The organism is Acidovorax carolinensis, assembly GCF_002157145.1.
Classification (GTDB): domain Bacteria; phylum Pseudomonadota; class Gammaproteobacteria; order Burkholderiales; family Burkholderiaceae_C; genus Acidovorax; species Acidovorax carolinensis.
The window spans coordinates 343,354-360,768 of sequence record NZ_CP021361.1 but is presented as its reverse complement, the minus strand read 5'-3'; the positions used below and the strand labels follow the sequence as shown (position 1 = coordinate 360,768).

General features: G+C 65.7%; 13 protein-coding genes and 1 pseudogene. 7 read left to right on the top strand and 7 right to left on the bottom strand.

The window, feature by feature from the left end; translation table 11 throughout:
- Positions 1-7 precede the first annotated feature (7 nt).
- The 3 genes from CBP34_RS01770 to CBP34_RS01760 all read right to left on the bottom strand — a co-directional run bounded on the left by CBP34_RS01770 (position 8) and on the right by CBP34_RS01760 (position 4,076).
- The gene (locus tag CBP34_RS01770; RefSeq protein WP_086926399.1) at positions 8-1,300 is read right to left on the bottom strand and encodes an MFS transporter; all 1,293 of its coding nucleotides are present in this window, start codon (positions 1,298-1,300) and stop codon (positions 8-10) included.
- A 158-nt stretch (positions 1,301-1,458) separates the two neighbouring features.
- Positions 1,459-2,160, bottom strand: a complete 702-nt coding sequence (locus CBP34_RS01765; protein ID WP_208616363.1) for a response regulator — start codon at positions 2,158-2,160, stop codon at positions 1,459-1,461.
- A complete protein-coding gene (locus CBP34_RS01760) occupies positions 2,160-4,076 on the bottom strand; it encodes a type IV pili methyl-accepting chemotaxis transducer N-terminal domain-containing protein (protein ID WP_094097107.1) in 1,917 nt (638 codons plus the stop codon). Before CBP34_RS01760 ends, CBP34_RS01765 begins: the two co-directional genes overlap by 1 nt.
- A gap of 72 nt (positions 4,077-4,148) precedes the next feature.
- Here CBP34_RS01760 and CBP34_RS01755 point away from each other — a divergent pair, with 72 nt between their 5' ends.
- Entirely contained in the window at positions 4,149-4,973 is an 825-nt protein-coding gene (locus CBP34_RS01755; protein ID WP_094097106.1) for a ChaN family lipoprotein, read from the top strand.
- Between the two features lie 44 nt (positions 4,974-5,017).
- Here CBP34_RS01755 and CBP34_RS01750 read toward each other — a convergent pair whose 3' ends face one another.
- Positions 5,018-7,681 carry a sensor domain-containing protein gene (locus CBP34_RS01750; protein ID WP_094097105.1) on the bottom strand — a complete coding sequence of 888 codons (2,664 nt, stop codon included), beginning with the start codon at positions 7,679-7,681 and terminating at the stop codon, positions 5,018-5,020.
- Between the two features lie 70 nt (positions 7,682-7,751).
- Here CBP34_RS01750 and purU point away from each other — a divergent pair, with 70 nt between their 5' ends.
- The 4 genes and pseudogenes from purU to CBP34_RS20390 all read left to right on the top strand — a co-directional run bounded on the left by purU (position 7,752) and on the right by CBP34_RS20390 (position 11,337).
- Positions 7,752-8,600: a formyltetrahydrofolate deformylase gene (gene purU / locus CBP34_RS01745; protein ID WP_094097104.1), complete on the top strand. Its 849-nt coding sequence runs from the start codon at positions 7,752-7,754 to the stop codon at positions 8,598-8,600.
- Positions 8,601-8,746: 146 nt separating this feature from the next.
- On the top strand, positions 8,747-9,652 hold the full coding sequence (locus tag CBP34_RS01740) for a LysR substrate-binding domain-containing protein (RefSeq protein WP_094097103.1): 906 nt from the start codon (positions 8,747-8,749) through the stop codon (positions 9,650-9,652).
- Positions 9,653-9,805: 153 nt separating this feature from the next.
- Positions 9,806-10,338: pseudogene (locus CBP34_RS20395) on the top strand (FAD-binding protein); the annotation flags it as partial.
- Between the two features lie 123 nt (positions 10,339-10,461).
- A complete protein-coding gene (locus CBP34_RS20390) occupies positions 10,462-11,337 on the top strand; it encodes an FAD-linked oxidase C-terminal domain-containing protein (RefSeq protein WP_418134712.1) in 876 nt (291 codons plus the stop codon).
- An 863-nt stretch (positions 11,338-12,200) separates the two neighbouring features.
- Here the strand turns inward: CBP34_RS20390 and CBP34_RS01730 are convergent.
- From CBP34_RS01730 to CBP34_RS01720, 3 genes are all read right to left on the bottom strand, one after another.
- A complete protein-coding gene (locus CBP34_RS01730; protein ID WP_094099010.1) occupies positions 12,201-13,508 on the bottom strand; it encodes a DUF445 domain-containing protein in 1,308 nt (435 codons plus the stop codon).
- Positions 13,509-13,577: 69 nt separating this feature from the next.
- On the bottom strand, positions 13,578-14,717 hold the full coding sequence (locus CBP34_RS01725) for an aminotransferase class V-fold PLP-dependent enzyme (protein ID WP_094097102.1): 1,140 nt from the start codon (positions 14,715-14,717) through the stop codon (positions 13,578-13,580).
- A gap of 152 nt (positions 14,718-14,869) precedes the next feature.
- The gene (locus tag CBP34_RS01720) at positions 14,870-15,586 is read right to left on the bottom strand and encodes a YggS family pyridoxal phosphate-dependent enzyme (RefSeq protein WP_094097101.1); all 717 of its coding nucleotides are present in this window, start codon (positions 15,584-15,586) and stop codon (positions 14,870-14,872) included.
- A 37-nt stretch (positions 15,587-15,623) separates the two neighbouring features.
- On the opposite strand from CBP34_RS01720, the gene CBP34_RS01715 reads away from it, so the two are divergent.
- Both CBP34_RS01715 and CBP34_RS01710 read left to right on the top strand, forming a co-directional pair.
- Positions 15,624-16,667: a type IV pilus twitching motility protein PilT gene (locus CBP34_RS01715; RefSeq protein ID WP_024813830.1), complete on the top strand. Its 1,044-nt coding sequence runs from the start codon at positions 15,624-15,626 to the stop codon at positions 16,665-16,667.
- A gap of 70 nt (positions 16,668-16,737) precedes the next feature.
- Entirely contained in the window at positions 16,738-17,373 is a 636-nt protein-coding gene (locus CBP34_RS01710) for a cyclic nucleotide-binding domain-containing protein (RefSeq protein WP_094097100.1), read from the top strand.
- Positions 17,374-17,415: the final 42 nt, after the last annotated feature.

Genomic DNA, 17,415 nt, shown 5'->3' with positions numbered 1-17,415 from the left:
TAAAAGTTCAGCGGGCTGCACCGGCCGGCGAAGCCCCGGTCGGGTCCATCACATCGGTGCGACGGACTTCGGTGAAATACATCCAGATCAGCGATACCCAGACCACGCCATACATCAGCATGAAGGCGCTGGAACGAATGCCGGTGAAGTCCATCAGGGCGCCAAACATGATGGGCAGCACAAAGCCCCCCAAACCGCCAGCCAGGCCGACAATGCCGCTGATGGCGCCAATGTTCTTCGGATAGTCATCACTGATGTACTTGAAGACACTGGCCTTGCCGAAGGCGAACGCCACGCCCAGCACCCCCATCAGCGCGGTGAAGGCATAGACGTTCAAACCGATGTGGAACGTGGTGGGCCCATCGACCGTGAGGATGGTGAAATCGGTCTGCGGGTAGCTCAGCAGGAACAGGCAGATCCAGCTCACCCACATCACCCACCAGGTCACGCTGTGGGCGCCATACTTGTCACTGAGCACACCGCCAATGGCGCGCAGCACGCCGCCCGGCAGGGAGAAGCAGGCCGCCAGCAGCGCCGCCACGCGGATGTCCAGGCCGTACTCGCCCACGTAGTACTGCACCATCCACAGCGACAGCGCCACATAGCCACCGAATACGATGCTGTAGTACTGGCAATACTTGATGACCTTGGGGTCCTTGAGCGCCCTGAGCTGGTCGGTGAACTTGACATTGCTGGGCACCAGATGGGCCGGGTCGCTGTAGCTGAAGAGCCAGAACAGCACCAGGGTGCCGAGCATGATGGCGGCATACACCTGCGGCACCATGGCCCAGCCAAAGGCCACCAGCAGCACCGGCGCGACAAACTTGTTCACCGCCGCCCCCGAATTGCCCGCACCATAAACGCCCATCGCCATGCCCTGGCGGTTCTTGGGAAACCAGCGCGCCACATAGGGCGTGCCCACCGAGAACGAGCCACCCGCCAGCCCGACAAACAGGCCGATCGTGAGGAAGTGCCAGTACTCGGTGGCATAGCTCATGAGCCAGATTGCGGGCACGGTCAGCGCCATTAGCACCGTCATGACGATCCGCCCGCCGAATCGGTCGGTCCAGATGCCCAGCGGCACACGCACCAGCGAGCCGGTGAGCACCGGCATGGCCGTGAGCAAGCCGAATTGCGTGGAGCTCAGGTTCAGCATTTTCTTGATCGGAATGCCGATCACCCCGAACATCATCCACACCATGAAACAGACGGTGAAGGCGAGCGTGCTCACCAAGAGCACCGACCAAGCCTGCCGGCTGCGTTGCGGACTGTCGCCTACCGAAAGCGGTGCGTTTGCCATGGGTTGTTCCCTCTTTTCCTGTATGGCAGGCATCGTCCCGCGAAGGCAGGGTTTTGCCTATCCCTCTTCAGGACGGGCCAGCACGGCAAAAAGGATGAGGGGGTTACCGCCCCATCGTTCGAAAGAACTAGTGAGGGGTAAAAAGCGGGGGATGCGGCCTACCGCTGGCGGTCGGAGGCGTAAACAGCGGCCTGCACGCGCGAACTCAACCCCAGCTTGCGCAGGATGTGCTGTACATGGATCTTCACGGTGGTCTCGGCAATATCCAGCACCCGCGCGATTTCCTTGTTGCTGGCGCCCCGTGCGATCTCGCGCAGCACGTCTTCCTCGCGTGGCGACAGGGGTGTGCTCGGCTCTGCAGCTGCCTGCACCTGGCCGGGCACCGCCGCGTCAAGGGCACCGTCGGCCTGCGGAGCCCCCTGCGACTGGAAGGCTGCCACCAGCTTGCCCATCAGCTCGGGGCTGACAACGGGCTCGCCTGCGGCAGCGCGGTGAATCGCCTGCGCCAGCAAATCCCCGTCAATGGTCTTGAGCAGATAGCCCTGCGCGCCGTTGCGCAGCGCAGTGGCCAGATCCTGTTCGTCTTCGCTCACGGTGAGCATGAGCACGCGCGAGGCCGGCGACACTTCACGCAGACCCCGGATCGCATCCACCCCGGTCACCCCGGGCAAATGGTTGTCCAGCAGGATCACGTCGGGTCGCAGTGCGGGGGCCAGGCGCAACGCCTGCGCGGCGTCACCCGCCTCGCCCACCACCTTCAGTCTCGGGTCCTGCCCCAGCAAGGCCACCAGGCCCCGGCGAAACAGATTGTGGTCGTCCACCACGAGCAAGGTGACAGGTCGAAGCGCAGGCATAGGCATCAATGAACGGAGTGGACAGCGACCGGCAGGGGCAATTCGCGGGGTTGCTGCGTTGCTGACAGGGTGGGAAGCTCGATGCGCACGCAGGTGCCCGCACCCGCCGACGAATCGACCTGCACGGCCGCTCCGATGCGTTGAGCGCGCTCGCGCATGATGCCCAGGCCGACATGCATGGAGTCGGGCGGTACCGCCCGAGCTTCAAACCCCGTCCCATTGTCCTGCACTTCAAAGCGCCAGCGGGGATGCCGGTGGACGCGCAGCTCCACCCGCGTCGCACCCGAATGCTTGCGCACATTCGACAAGGCTTCCTGCACCATGTGCAGGACCTGGATCTGCACATCAGGCGGCAGGGGCAGGCCGTGGCCCGCCATCGTGAGCGTGGTGGCGATGCCGGTCTGGTGCTCGAATTTGGACAGGGTGGTGCGCAGCGCCGCCTCGATGTCTTCCTCGCTGGTGCGCGTGCGAAAGTGCACCAGCAGTTCGCGCACATCGGCATAGCACTCGCGCACGCCTACGTCGAGCTCGCCCATGCTGCGGTCCCGCGCCGCGACGTCGCCCTTGGCCACGGCATCGCGCAGCAGCTGCGTCTGGATCTTGAGGAAAGCCAGCGACTGGGCAATCGAATCGTGCAGCTCGCGCGCCAACAGGCTGCGCTCCTGCGCGACGGCGGCCTCGCGCTCCAGGGCGGTGGCGCGCAAGCCCTCCATGGCGCTGGCCAGATGGCGCGTCATGGCTTCCAGAAGTTCACGCACCTCATCCGTCAGTTCGGCAGAAGAACGAAAGAACAGATTGACCTCGCCGAGCATCCGCTGCTGCATCTGCACGGGTATAGCCACCAGGGTCTGATAACCGGCATCGCGGCAATGGGGAAACGCCAGCGCGGTGGACGCCACAATCGGTATGACGCGGGTGTGCGCTTGGCTTTGCGGCTGGCCGCACATGCAAGCACCCGTGTGCAGGCAATGCTCCTGTTCGGTCATGGCGCGCGGCATGCCGTCACCGGCCAGCAGAACATAGCGCTCATTGGCCTCGTCGGACCAGCGCACCGCAGCGGCATCCGCGCCCGCCACACGGCGGATCTGCCTGACAAAGCCTTGGGCCAGGGCGTCCAGCTCGGTCGCTGTGGAAGTCAGCGCGCTGACCTCGTACAGCGCCGCCAGGCGCTGGTTCTGCACGGCGATGCTGGCGGTCTTCTCGCGCACCTTTTGCTCCAGATCGTCGTGCGAGGCCTGCAAGGCATGGGCCATCAGGTTGAATCCCGCCGAGAGCTGGCCAAATTCGTCGTCGGACTCAATCGGCAACCGTGCCCCCCAGTCCCCCTGACGCAATCGCGCCAGCGCCTGCTGCAGTTGCGACACCGGGTTGAGCACCAGCAGATAACTCACCGCCATGAAGGTCACCGCAGCCGCAATGGCCACCGCCATCATGACCAGCTGAAATACATGCAGCACGGCCGTCCAGCCCGCAATCTGGATTTCTATGGCCTCGACGAAGCCGTCCACCTTCTGCACAAAGCGGTCGGCCTGGGCCAGGGAGCGGGCACGGTCCGGCGCCAGGCCAACCGCCCACTCCTTGTGCAATGCAGCCCAGCTGGAGCGGATTTCTTCGAATCGCGCCCGCGTATCTGCCCCCCACGGCACAAACAGGGGGCGCGAGGGATCGCCCGTGCGCAGCAATTCCAGGCTGGCGTCGAACTCCCGCGCATGCCTTTGCACCGCTTCGGGCGACTCGGTCTGCTGCACCAGCACCATGCGCAGCATGTTCATGCGCAGGCGCCCGGCCTCGTTGACGGCCGCAGCACCCCCTTCGAGTTTCCAGGCCACCCACAGCGTCAACCCGATGGATGCCAGGGCCACCAGCAGAAAGCCCCCGCCCATGGCCAGCAGCTTGAAGGTCAGCGGGGACTTGGTGCGCATGGGCGCAGTGTAGGAAGGGCACACCGGACTGAACTTGATATGAATCAAGACCAGGGCGCGTAGCATGGCCCCATGTCGCCTGCATCTACCCGGTTCCTGTGGCGCCTGGGAGCCGCCTTCACCGCCCTGGCCCTGGCGGGCTGCGCCGGCCGCCCTGCCGTGATTCCGCCTGCCCAGTGGCAGGCGCCGCTGGCGGCCGAGCCCCCCACCGACGTCCTGCTACTGGGCGAGCAGCACGATGCCCCCGACCACCAGCGGCTGCAGCGCGACACGGTGCAGTGGCTGGCCGAGCGCGGGCGGCTGGCCGCCCTGGTGCTGGAGATGGCCGAGCGCGGCCACAGCACCGCAGCGCTGCCACGCGATGCCACCGAAGCCCAGGTGCAGGCGGCACTGCATTGGCAGGACGCGGCCTGGCCCTGGGCCGCCTATGGCCCGGTGACCATGGCCGCCGTGCGTGCCGGTGTGCCGGTGCTGGGTGGTAACCTGCCGCGCAGCGCGATGGCGGCTGCCATGCAGGAAACCCGCTGGGACGACCACCTTCCCGCCACCGCCCGCCAGCAATTGCACGACGCCCTCCAGGACGGCCATTGCGGCCTGCTGCCCGAGGCGCGGCTGCCTGCCATGGCACGCATCCAGATCGCGCGCGATGCCAGCCTGGCCCGGACGGCGCAGGAAGCCGTGCGCCCGGGCCAGACCGTGCTGCTGGTGGCGGGCGGCGAACATGTGCTGCGCGACCGGGGCATTCCCACCCACTGGCCGACCAGTTTGACGTCAAAAGTGGTATCAGTGCTTACAGATAAAGCGCAAGCAGCTATAAAAACAGGAGTGGACATGGTTATCACCACCGCGCCTTTGCCGCCCTATGACGCGTGCGCCGCGTTGCGCCCGCCCAAGTAGCGGGCCTTGCCCCTGGCCCGCCCGATGGCCGGCCGCGTCCGCGCCTACCCGGCTTGCTGGGCGCGCACCAGGGCGGCAAACGCCGCGGCCGGAACGGGGCGGCTGCAGTGGTAGCCCTGAAAACTGTCGCAGCCCCGCTCGCGCAGAAACGCCAGTTGCTCGGCCGTTTCGACCCCCTCCGCCAGCACCTTGAGGCCCATGCTGTGGCCCATGGCAATGATCGCGGCGCTGATGGCCATGTCGTCGGCGCTGTGGGGAATGTCGCGGATAAACCCCTGGTCGATCTTGAGCACGTCGATGGGAAACCGTTTGAGCTGCGCCAGCGATGAATAGCCGGTGCCGAAATCGTCCACCGCCAGCCGCAGCCCCAGGTCGCGCAGGCGCCGCATGGTTTGCCGCGCCTCGTCTTCGCGCTCGGCCAGCGCGCTCTCGGTGATCTCCAGCTCCAGCATCGCGGCGGGAAATCCGGTTTCTTGCAGCGCCGACGCGGTGCAGCCCACCAGATCGGTGAGCTGAAACTGGCGCGGCGACACGTTCACCGCCACCGTCAGCGCGGGCAGCCCTTCTTCGCGCCAGCGCTGGCCCTGGCGGCACGCCTCGCCAATGATCCATTCTCCCAGGGGGCCGATGATGCCCGACACCTCGGCCACAGGAATAAAGCGGCCTGGCGCAATCAGGCCCTCCTCGGGGTCGTTCCAGCGCACCAGCACCTCGGCGCCCACGATGCGCCCGGTGGCGATGTCGATCTGCGGCTGGTAATGCAGCACCATGTGCCCGTGCGCCAGCGCCAGGCGCAAGCGCGACTCCAGCGTCAGCCGGTCACGCGCGGACTGGGTCATTTCCTCGGTGTAGAAGCACCAGGCCCCGCGCCCCAGCGCCTTGGCCCCGTACACGGCGGCATGGGCGCCCTGCAGCAGCGTCTGGGCCGTGGCCGCATGGTCCGGAAACATGCAGATGCCCACGCTCGCACCGGCCACCACCTCGAACCCATCGGGCGAGCGCCAGGGCTCCGCTACCGCGGCGATCAACTGGCGTGCCACCGCTGCCGCACCATCGGCGTGGCGCAGATGGCGCACCACCACGGCCAGCTCATCCCCGGCCATGCGGCCCAGCAGATCGCCCGGCCGCATGGCCGCTTGCACCCGGCGTGCGATGTCCTTGAGCACCTGGTCGCCAATGGCATGGCCATAGCTGTCGTTCACGTCCTTGAAGCGGTCGAGGTTGAGGTGCAGCACGGCCATGCGCTCGCCGCTGGCGCGCGCCTGCACCACCGCGTCTTCCAGCTGCCCGCAAAACCACAGGCGGTTGGACAGGCCGGTGAGCGCGTCGTTGTGCGCCAGAAACTCCAGGCGCTGGTGTTGCGCCTTCTCGTCCGAGATGTCGGTGAACATGCACACATAGTGCGTTGCGGTGCCAGCGGCATCGCGCACCACGCTCATGGACATGTGCTCCGGAAACACCTCGCCGTTCTTGCGCCGGTTCCAGATTTCGCCCTGCCAGCGGCCAGTACGCTTCATCGACTCCCACATCGCCTCGTAAAACGCGCGGTCGTGCCGCTCCGACTTGAAGACGCGTGGTGTCTTGCCCAGCAGTTCGTCTTCAGAGTAGCCCAGCAACCGCGTGACCGAGGCGTTCATCGAGAGGATGCGGTTGTGCGTGTCCGTCACGATCACGCCTTCGCTCATGTGGTCCATCACGGTGGATGCCAGGCGCTGGCGCTCATCAATCTGGCGCTCGCGGGTCAGGTCGGTCAGGATGCCCGAGAAGCGCTCGGGCTGCCCCGCCTCGTTCAGGTGGCGCACCCCGCGCGCCATGAACCAGCGGTAGTCGCCGTCAAAGCAGCGCAGCCGGGCCTTCTCGACAAAGGGCTCGCCCGAGGCCAGGGCGTAGCGCACAGCGAGCCGCACCCGCTCGCTGTCGTCGGGATGCAGACGCTCGCGCAGGCGGAAATCCCGCGCAAAATCGTCGCCCTTGTAATGCAGCATGCGCGCCACGCTGGGCGAAAAGACGGTGCGGGCGCGCAGCAGGTCGCGGTCCCACATGCCGCCCCCGCTGCCCTCCACCGCCAGGCGCAGGCGCGTCTCGCTGCGCTCGAGCGCTGTGCGCGCGGCCTGGATCTCGCCCATGTCCTGCAGCACGCAGTCCAGATGCGCCGGCTCATCGCCTTCTGCGGGCACAAAGGTCACGGTGTTGAGCACATGCACGATGCGCCCGTCGGACGGCCGGTGGCACTGCCTCGCGCCCAGGTAATGGTCGATCTCGCCGGCCAGCAGGCGCTCGATCTGCTGCGTGGCGTGGTCGGGGTCTGCGGCCCGGACGACGTCGCGAAAATTCAGGACCTGCAGGGCCTGCAGGTCCTCGCCCAGCATCCTGCACAGGCAGCCATTGGCCCACAGAATGCGTCCGTCGATCGCCACCCGCGCCATGCCCACCGGCGCGTGGTGCACGATCTGCGCCAGCTCGCGCGCCACCGCCGAGCGCTGCCGCTCCACCTTGCGCATGCGCCCCAGCAGCCAGCCAGCCATGGCGCTGGTGACAAACACATACAGCCAGCCCTTCCAGGTCTGGAAATGCGCGATCTGCTCGGGCGTGCCGGACCATTGCGCCAACAATGCGTCGCCCACGAACACCCAGGCCACGCCAAAGACGAGGTACAGGACCACGCCCCACCAGGGCGCCAGTTTCGGGATGCAACCCGTGATTCGCATGAAGTTCCTTGTTCCAACACCTGCGGGCCCAGGAGCCTGACAGACTCCTAGCTGCGACAATCGCACAGCTATGACCAACGCCTATATCCTTACCCTGTCCTGCCCCGACCGCCTGGGCCTGGTGCACGCCGTCTCGGGCTTTTTGCTGGAGCACGGCGGCAACATCGAAGAAGCCGCGCAGTACAACGACCACGCCACGGGCCTGTTTTTCATGCGGGTTCAGTTTGCCTGCGACCAGCACGACCACGCCACCCTCCAGGCCCGCCTGGCCAGCTTTGCAGAACCCCACCAGATGCGCTGGAGCCTGCATGCCACGGCCCAGCCCGTCAAAACCGTGCTCATGGTCAGCAAGGAAGGCCATTGCCTGAACGATCTGCTGTTTCGCTGGAAAAGCGGCCTGCTGCCCATCGACATCCGCGCCATCATCAGCAACCACCGCGACTTCTACCAACTGGCGGCCAGCTACAACGTGCCGTTCCACCACATTCCCCTCACCGGCACCACCAAGGCGCAGGCCGAGGCCAAACAGTACGAGATTATCGAGGCCGAAGGGGCCGAACTGGTGGTGCTGGCCCGTTACATGCAGATACTATCTCTTGATCTATGTCAAAAACTGGCCGGACGGGCCATCAACATCCACCACAGCTTCCTGCCCAGCTTCAAGGGCGCCAAGCCGTATTACCAGGCGCATGACCGGGGCGTGAAGCTGATTGGCGCCACCGCCCACTATGTGACGGCCGACCTGGACGAAGGCCCCATCATCGAGCAGGACGTGGCGCGCGCCGACCACACCGACACGGTGGAAGACCTCACGGCCCGGGGCCGCGACACCGAGAGCCAGGTGCTGGCCCGCGCCGTGAAGTGGCACAGCGAGCACCGCGTGCTGCTGAACGGCCACAAAACCGTCATCTTCCGCTAGAGCGATGGCTTCCCCCCTGAGTCGTTTCGCGCCTTCCCCCACAAGGGGGACGCCACTGGCGGCCTGGCACAGCCAGTTCCGCAGCGGCCGCGGGCAGCGCCCGTGTCATGCAGCCCAGACGGCGCGCAGCGCATTGGATTACTGAGATGGCCACGGCAGCCCCCTCATCCTTCCTCAGCAGCGCCGCAAGGCGCATTCCGCCCATCCAGTGCCTGCTGACGTTTGAAGCGCTGGCACGCCTGCGCAGCGTGACGCAGACGGCCGACGAGCTGTGTGTCACGCCCAGCGCCGTGAGTCACCGCGTCAAGCAACTCGAACAGATCCTGGGCGTGCAGCTGTTTGGCCGGGCCGATTTTTCGCTGACCACCGAGGGCAGCGCCTACCTGGCGCATGTGCGCGAAGGACTCGGGGCGCTTCAACGGTTTCCGGGGGCGGCATCAGCACCGGGGCGCCGCAGGCTCAAGCTGGCTGTCACGCCCACGTTTGCGCGCGCCATCCTGATCCCGCGCCTGCGCCAGTTCACCGAGGCCTACCCCGAGATCGATCTGGCGCTGCAGGTGTCCATTCCGCTGCTGGATGTGGTGGCCGAGGACGCCGACCTGATGGTGCGCTTTGGCGCCGGCCACTATGCCGATGTCGAACACGCGGAGATCGCGCGCGACGTGGTTACACCCCTGGCCTCGCCCGCCTTCGTGCGCGAGCACGGGCCATTCGAGCGCCCCGAAGACCTTGAAGGCGTGCCCCTGCTGCGCAGCCCGCTGGAGCCCTGGCGCACCTGGTTTGCCGCCACGGGCCTCGATTGGGCCGAGCCCAGCGAGGGCTCGCAGTTCAACGACATCGGCCTCATGTGCGACGGCGCCGCCGCCGGCATGGGCGTGGCCCTGGTGCGCCTCAAGCTGGGTGCGCCGTGGCTGGAAAACGGCACGCTGGTGCGCCTGTTTGCCACCGACACCGCCAGCCCCCACGCGCACTACCTGTGCTGGCGCACGGGCACCATGGACCGCTGGGAGTGCGCGGCGTTTGCGGAGTGGCTGCGCAAGACCATGGCGTAGCCTTTTTCAAGCAAAATATGGGTCCAGCGCTTTCTGGATAAGCGCCAATAGCTATTATTACGATAGCGATTAATCCTGCCTCGCGCCATTTTTCACGGCCACGCGCAAAAAAGCTCAAGCCTGCCTGCATGGCCATCCCCTACAGTGGCGGCCATGAACGACACCGTTTCCGCTCCCACCGCAGCAGTGCCTACGTCTTCAGAACGCGCCGCGCGCCAGGCAGAGGTTGTCCAGGCCTTGGGCCGCGTATTGCCTGCACACGCGCTGCTGTGGCACACCGAAGACACCACCCCCTACGAATGCGACGGCCTTACCGCCTACCGCCAGCGCCCGCTGGTGGTGTGCCTGCCTGAAACGTATGACGAGGTGCAGGCCGTGCTGCAGGTGTGCCATCGGCTGCAGGTGCCGGTGGTGGCGCGCGGCGCAGGCACGGGCCTGTCGGGCGGCGCCATGCCCCACGCCATGGGCGTGACGCTGTCGCTGGCCAGGTTCAACCGCATCCTCGACCTCAACCCCGAAAGCCGCACGGCGGTAGTGCAATGCGGCGTGCGCAACCTGGCCATCAGCGAGGCGGCTGCGCCCTACGGGCTGTACTACGCCCCGACCCCAGCAGCCAGATTGCCTGCACCATCGGCGGCAACGTGGCCGAAAACTCGGGCGGCGTGCACTGCCTCAAATACGGCCTCACGGTGCACAACGTGCTCAAGGTGAAGGGCTTCACGGTGGAGGGTGAGCCCGTGGAGTTTGGCAGTGAGGCGCTGGACGCCCCCGGTTACGACCTGCTGGCCGCCGTGATCGGCAGCGAAGGCATGCTGGCCGTGACCACCGAAGTGACGGTCAAGCTCATCCCCAAGCCCCTGCTGGCGCGCTGCATCATGGCCAGCTTTGACGACGTGCGCAAAGCGGGCGATGCGGTGGCCGCCGTGATCGCGGCGGGCATCATCCCCGCCGGCCTGGAGATGATGGACAAGCCCATGACCGCCGCCGTAGAGGACTTTGTGCACGCCGGCTACGACCTCACGGCCGAAGCCATCCTGCTGTGCGAAAGCGACGGCACACCTGAAGAGGTAGAGGAAGAAATCGGCCGCATGAGCGACGTTCTGCGCGCAGCCGGCGCCACGGCCATATCCGTCAGCAACGATGAAGCCGAACGCCTTCGATTCTGGAGCGGCCGCAAGAACGCCTTCCCCGCCAGCGGCCGCATCAGCCCCGACTACATGTGCATGGACTCGACCATCCCGCGCAAACGCCTGGCCGACATCCTGCTGGCGATCCAGGAGATGGAAAAAAAATACCAGCTGCGCTGCGCCAACGTGTTCCACGCGGGCGACGGCAATCTGCACCCGCTGATCCTGTTCGACGCCAACGATGCCGACCAGCTGCACCGCTGCGAGCTGTTTGGCGCCGACATCCTGGAGACCAGCGTGGCCATGGGGGGCACGGTGACGGGCGAACATGGCGTGGGGGTGGAGAAGCTCAACAGCATGTGCGTGCAGTTCTCTGCGGAGGAAAACGCGCAGATGCTGGGCCTCAAGCATGCGTTCGACCCGGCGGGGTTGTTGAACCCGGGCAAGGTGATTCCGACGCTGAACCGGTGTGCGGAGTACGGGAAGATGCTGGTGCGGGGGGGCAGATCAGGCATCCGGAGTTGCCGAGGTTTTGAGGGTGGGGCTGGGTTTTGTTGAGCGTAATTGGCTGGCTCTGCAAATCGCTGGTAGCTCTGGTTTTTATGGGTGGCGTCGTGCGTGAGTTGAGGACGGAGGCCGGGTCTCGCCCCGGCGGGCGCCTCACTTTCTTTTGCTTCGCCAAAAGAAAGTAAGCAAAGAAAAGGCGACCCTGCACGCTGCGTCCCTTCGCTTCGCTGCGGGCAACCTGCGGTGCTCGTTCGTGGGGCGCGCTGCGGAACTCGCTTCGCGCTGCGCGCTTCGCTCAAACAACCGCAGCGAGTCAGATGACGAAGGCGTGCGTCCTTCGGCACACGCCCGCCCCACGCCCCACGCCCTGCGCTCCTCGGCGCATCCTGAAGGGAACCCGAAGCCGGACATCCTCGCGGGCCATCGCTGCGCTCGGCACAAAACGCGCAGGCGCAAGCACCTTGCGCAGCGATGGCCCGTATGGCTGTTCGGTGGCTCACCCCTTCTGGCTGCGCCTGCGGCGGGGCGGTTGCGGGGTGAGCGTGTGTGCCGCAGGACACACACGCTTCGTTATCTGACTCGCCGTGGTTGTCCGAGCGGCGCGCGCAGCGCAAAGCGAGTTCCACGGCGCACCCCGCAAGCGCCCCGACGCAGGTTCGCGGGTTATTGGGGTCAGACACCCATTTCACTGCGGTGCACAGCACCGGACCCTCCGGGCGAGCCAAAGGCTCGGTGAATTGGGGCTCTGACCCCAAAACCCGTCGCAGACTGTGGGTCGCCTTTCTTTGGCTTACTTTTCTTTGGCGAAGCAAAGAAAAGTGAGTCGGCCGCCGGGCCGAGACCCGGCTCCCGCACTCAGCACAGACACAGACACAGACACAGACACAGACACCACAGCAAAAACCTACCGCAACTCACCCAGACATCACCGCCCGCCCAATCTCCCCCGCGTGCGAAACCAGGTACAACACCAGCCCTACCAGGCCGCCGACCAGCGTGCCATTGACGCGGATGTACTGCAAATCCTTGCCAATGTTCAACTCGATCAGCTGCGACAGTTCCTGCGCGTCCCAGCGCTGCACCGTGTCCTCGATATGTTGCGCGGCAAACTGCGCCACATCGGGGGCCAGCCCTTGCACCCAGCTTTCCAGCCGCTCGTTGAGCGACTGGCGCAGCGCCGCATCGCCCGCCAGCGAGCGGCCAAACCACGCGCCCATGGCGTGCACGTTGCGCGCCATGGGCGAGTGCTCATCGGCCAGATCGCGCTGGATGGCCGCGCGCATTCCTTGCCACAAGTCCTGCACATAGCGGCCCAGGGTGGCGTTGGTCTGCAGGTAGCGCCGGATCTCCTCGCCCTTGCGCGCCCAGTCGGGATCGGTCTGCAGCCGGTGCACCAGCCGCTGCACGGCTGCGTCGAACTGTTCGCGCAACTGGTGCTGCGGGTTCTGCGCCACGTCGGCCAGCAGGGCTTCGAGTGCGTTGGCGATCATGGCCGAGCCCTTGTCGCCCAGCCAGTCGGTGGGCAGCATTTTTTCCTTGAGCGGATGCTCTTTTTTGAGCCACTGCACGATGGTGGTGGCAATCAGGTGGCGCGTGCCCTCCTCTTGCAGCACCACGATCAGCCGGCCCAGCGCATCGTCGAGCAGCGCCTGGTGGCGCCCGTTGTGGGTGAGCGCCCCCAACACCGTGGCCAGGGTGCCCGACAAATCCACCCGCCCTATAAGGGTGCGCGCCGCCTTGCGGATGAAGCGCTCCATCTGCGCATCCTGCACGGTATCGAGGGCCGCGCTGAGCAGCCGTGCCGCCTGCTGCCCCAGCAGGCGGGCGTTGTCGGCAGCACTCAACCATTGGGCCAGCCGCAGCGCGGGGTCGTGGCGCCGCAGCAGCGCCACCAGCGACGGCGGGTCGAGAAAGCGGTCGCGCACAAAGGCGGCCAGGTTGGTGCCAATGCGGTCCTTGTTGCGGGGGATCACAGCTGTGTGCGGAATGGGCAGCGAAAGCGGCCGGCGAAACAGCGCCACCACCGCAAACCAGTCGGCCAGGGCGCCCACCATGGCAGCCTCGGCCATGGCTTTCACGCAGTCGAGCAGCAGGCCGCGCTCGACCATGCTGGTGGCCACAAACACCGCCGTCACCAGCAGCAACAGGGCGAGTGCTTGCCGCTTGGCTCGCCGCAAGCCAAGAACGGCGGAGTCAGCGGCCAGGGTGGCACTTTTTTTCATGTCCATGCAAGCCCAAGAGCACGACCGCAGCGCCAGCCTTGCAACACGGCCGGCGCGCAGGTGCCGGCACTAGACCGCAGCCGCCATCTGGTCCAGCGCACTGGACAGGTGGCCCACGGTGCGCTCCACGTTGTGCCATTTGTCCAGGCCGAACAGCCCGATGCGGAAGGTCTTAAAGTCGGGCCCTTCGTCGCATTGCAGCGGCACGCCGGCAGCGGTCTGCAATCCAACTTCCATGAACTTCTTGCCGCTCTGGATGCCGGGGTCGGTGGTGTAGCTCACCACCACGCCAGGCGCCTTGAAGCCCTCGGCCGCCACGCTGGGAAAACCGCGCGACTCCAGCAGCGCACGCACCGCAGTGCCCAGGGCGATCTGCTCGTCACGCACCTTGGCGAAGCCGTAGGCGCGGGTCTCGGCCATCACATCGCGCAGGCGCACCAGGGCGTCGGTGGGCATGGTGGTGTGGTAGGCGTGCTGGCCCTTTTCGTAGCCCTCGGCGATCTGCATCCACTTCTTGAGATCGCACGAGAAACTGCTGCTCGTGGTGCCCTCAATCGCCTGGTGCGCGCGTTCGCTGAGCATCACCATGGCGCAGCAGGGCGAGCCGCTCCAGCCCTTTTGCGGGGCGCTGATGAGCACATCCACGCCAGTAGCTTGCATATCTACCCACATCGCCCCGGACGCCACGCAATCGAGCACAAACAGCGCGCCCACCTCGTGCGCGGCGGCCGTCAGCGTGCGGATGTAGTCGTCGCTCAGGATGATGCCGCTGGCCGTTTCCACATGGGGCGCAAACACCACCTTGGGCTTTTCGGCGCGGATGGTGGCCGCCACCTCGTCGGCCGGGCAAGGGGCCCAGGGAGCCTGCGGGCCGCTGCCCTGCTGGCGCGCCTTGCACACCACGGCGCCGCCGCCCAGGCCTTTGTCGGCATCGAAAATCTGCGTCCAGCGGTAGCTGAACCAGCCGTTGCGCACGATGAGTACCTTTTCGCGGTTGGCAAACTGGCGCGCCACGGCTTCCATGCCAAAGGTGCCGCTGCCGGGCACCAGCACCGCGGTGTGGGCGTGGTAGACCTCCTTGAGCGTGGCCAGGATGTCCTGCATCACCCCCGTGAAGCGCTTGGACATGTGGTTGAGCGCGCGATCGGTGTACACCACCGAAAATTCGAGCAGGCCATCGGGGTCGATATCGGGCAGCAATCCGGGCATGAAAGATCTCCGTTGACGGGTTGTGATGGCTTCACACCGCCCTCGGGCAGCGCGCCATGAAGTGGCCGAATCAGCTTAGCACGGGCTGCGGCGCCAGGCACCTCACCAAGCCCATCAGCCCAGCTAGCCGGACGATGGGTACTGACGAACGATCAGGGCGCCTGGTAAGTCCGGCCGCCGAAGATGCCGGTGCCAACGCGCACCAGGGTGCTGCCCGCGTGGATGGCTGCTTCCAGGTCGGCGGTCATGCCCATGGACAGGGTGTCAAAGCCTTCGAGCCCGGGCTCTCCCAGCCCAGAAATCTGGTCAAAAAGCCTTTTAGCCCTTTTGTGAATTGCCAGTTGCGCTTCGAAATCAGGAGCATGGTCGGGGATGCTCATCAGCCCACGCACCCGCAGGCGTGGTAGTTTTGCCACAGCTCGCACCAACGCCAAAGTTTCTTCCGGGGCCACGCCCGACTTGGTGGAGCCGCCGTCGATGTTCACCTGGATACATATTTGCAGGGGCAGCAAATGATCGGGGCGCTGGGCCGAAAGGCGCTCGGCGGTCTTGAGCCGGTCCACGGTGTGCGCCCAGTCAAAGTGCTCGGACACCAGGCGCGTCTTGTTGCTCTGGATGGGGCCAATGCAGTGCCACTGCAGCGCGGGATCGAACGCACGCCCCACGACAGCGATCTTTTCCACCCCCTCCTGGATGTAGTTTTCACCAAACGCCCGCTGGCCTGCGGCGGCGGCCTGCACCACCGCCTCGGCCCCGAAGGTTTTGGAAACAGCCAGCAGCGAGACACTGGCAGGGTCCCGGCCGGCAGCCCCGCAGGCCTGCGCGATGCGGTCCCGGACCTGTTGGAGGTTGCTAGCAATCGTGGTCATAATGAGCAATAAGCGTATCAAAAGAGAGAGGGAACCCGTGGACATTACCCAGTTGCTCGCATTCAGTGTGAAGAACAAGGCTTCCGACCTGCACTTGTCCTCAGGGTTGCCGCCCATGATCCGGGTCCACGGGGATGTGCGCCGCATCAATGTGGACGCGCTGGACCACAAGACCGTGCACGCCATGGTGTACGACATCATGAGCGACTCGCAGCGCAAAACGTATGAAGAGTTTCTGGAGGTGGACTTCTCGTTTGAGATCGAAGGCCTGGCGCGCTTTCGCGTCAACGCCTTCAACCAGAACCGCGGCGCCGCAGCCGTGTTCCGCACGATTCCGAGCAAAATCCTGACGCTCGAGCAGCTCAACGCGCCCAAGATATTCGGCGACCTGGCCCTCAAGCCGCGCGGCCTGGTGCTGGTGACCGGCCCCACGGGTTCGGGCAAGTCCACCACGCTGGCGGCCATGGTCAACTACCTCAACGAAACCGAATACGGCCACATCCTCACGGTGGAAGACCCGATCGAGTTCGTGCACGAGTCCAAGAAGTGCCTGATCAACCAGCGCGAAGTGGGGCCGATGACGCTGTCGTTTGCGGCCGCCCTGAAGTCCGCGCTGCGCGAAGATCCCGACGCCATCCTGGTGGGCGAAATGCGCGACCTGGAAACCATCCGCCTGGCCATGACGGCGGCTGAAACCGGCCACCTGGTGTTTGGCACGCTGCACACCTCCAGCGCCGCCAAGACCATCGACCGGATCATTGACGTGTTCCCCGCCGAAGAAAAGGAAATGGTCCGCGCCATGCTGTCCGAATCGCTGCAGGCCGTGATCTCGCAGACGCTGTGCAAGCTGAAAGACGGCTCGGGCCGCGTTGCCGCACACGAGATCATGCTGGGCACCAGCGCCATCCGCAACCTGATCCGCGAGGCCAAGGTGGCGCAGATGTACTCCACCATCCAGACCAGCAACAGCGTGGGCATGCAGACGCTGGACCAGAACCTTACCGATCTGGTGCGGCGCAACATCATCAGCCCGGCCGAAGCCCGCAGCAAGGCCAAGATCCCCGAGAATTTCCCCGGCTGATCCCGCCCCCGTTGCAGCCAAAGCACCAGTCAGACACAGCGGCAGCAGACGCCGCACATTGGAGCCAGTTATGAAAGGCATTCTCAGCCTTCTGCGCCGCAACACCCGCGGCACCAAGACGCTGGAGGAGCACACCGACTCCGTGCTGTTCTCCACCGCCTTTGCCAGCCAGGGCGTGGATGTATCCATGCTTGTGCCTTGGGAGGCACGCGCCGTGGAAGTGGGCGCCAAGCGCCTGCCACCCAGCCGCGGAGGCAGTCTGCTGCAGGCGTTGTGGGCCAAGGACAAATACATGGCCCACCTCGACACGGACGCTGTGGAGCGCATGGAGCGTTTTTTTGAGTTTGCCGCCGTTCCAGCCAACCGCGATGTGATCCGGCAGGACGAATACGGGAACTTCATGGTGGTGCTGCTCACCGGCACCATCGCGGTGGACCGCCTTCAGCCCTGGGGTGAGCAATTGCGCCTGGCCGAGACCCGGCCTGGCGACATCCTGGGCGAAATGTCGCTGCTCGACAGCGGCATCCGCTTTTCGGCCTGCACCACCCTCACCGACTGCGAAATTGCCGTGCTGAGCGCCGAAGCCCTGGACCAGATGATGGCCGAAGACCCCCAACTGGCCGCCAGCCTGGTTGCGCTGCTGGCGCGCAAGCTGTCGCTGCGCCTGCGGGTCGTGAGCGCCCGGCTGAGCGACAACCAGAAATAATGAACACCCGTCCTGCAGACACAGCCCCCCGGAAGGATCTCT

Excerpts from the sequence above, each read along its gene's own strand:
- CBP34_RS01770 (WP_086926399.1), bottom strand. The coding sequence starts at position 1,300 with ATGGCAAACGCACCGCTTTCGGTAGGCGACAGTCCGCAACGCAGCCGG.
- CBP34_RS01765 (WP_208616363.1), bottom strand. The coding sequence starts at position 2,160 with ATGCCTATGCCTGCGCTTCGACCTGTCACCTTGCTCGTGGTGGACGAC.
- CBP34_RS01760 (WP_094097107.1), bottom strand. The coding sequence starts at position 4,076 with ATGCGCACCAAGTCCCCGCTGACCTTCAAGCTGCTGGCCATGGGCGGG.
- CBP34_RS01755 (WP_094097106.1), top strand. The coding sequence starts at position 4,149 with ATGTCGCCTGCATCTACCCGGTTCCTGTGGCGCCTGGGAGCCGCCTTC.
- CBP34_RS01750 (WP_094097105.1), bottom strand. The coding sequence starts at position 7,681 with ATGCGAATCACGGGTTGCATCCCGAAACTGGCGCCCTGGTGGGGCGTG.
- purU (WP_094097104.1), top strand. The coding sequence starts at position 7,752 with ATGACCAACGCCTATATCCTTACCCTGTCCTGCCCCGACCGCCTGGGC.
- CBP34_RS01740 (WP_094097103.1), top strand. The coding sequence starts at position 8,747 with ATGGCCACGGCAGCCCCCTCATCCTTCCTCAGCAGCGCCGCAAGGCGC.
- CBP34_RS20390 (WP_418134712.1), top strand. The coding sequence starts at position 10,462 with ATGCTGGCCGTGACCACCGAAGTGACGGTCAAGCTCATCCCCAAGCCC.
- CBP34_RS01730 (WP_094099010.1), bottom strand. The coding sequence starts at position 13,508 with ATGAAAAAAAGTGCCACCCTGGCCGCTGACTCCGCCGTTCTTGGCTTG.
- CBP34_RS01725 (WP_094097102.1), bottom strand. The coding sequence starts at position 14,717 with ATGCCCGGATTGCTGCCCGATATCGACCCCGATGGCCTGCTCGAATTT.
- CBP34_RS01720 (WP_094097101.1), bottom strand. The coding sequence starts at position 15,586 with ATGACCACGATTGCTAGCAACCTCCAACAGGTCCGGGACCGCATCGCG.
- CBP34_RS01710 (WP_094097100.1), top strand. The coding sequence starts at position 16,738 with ATGAAAGGCATTCTCAGCCTTCTGCGCCGCAACACCCGCGGCACCAAG.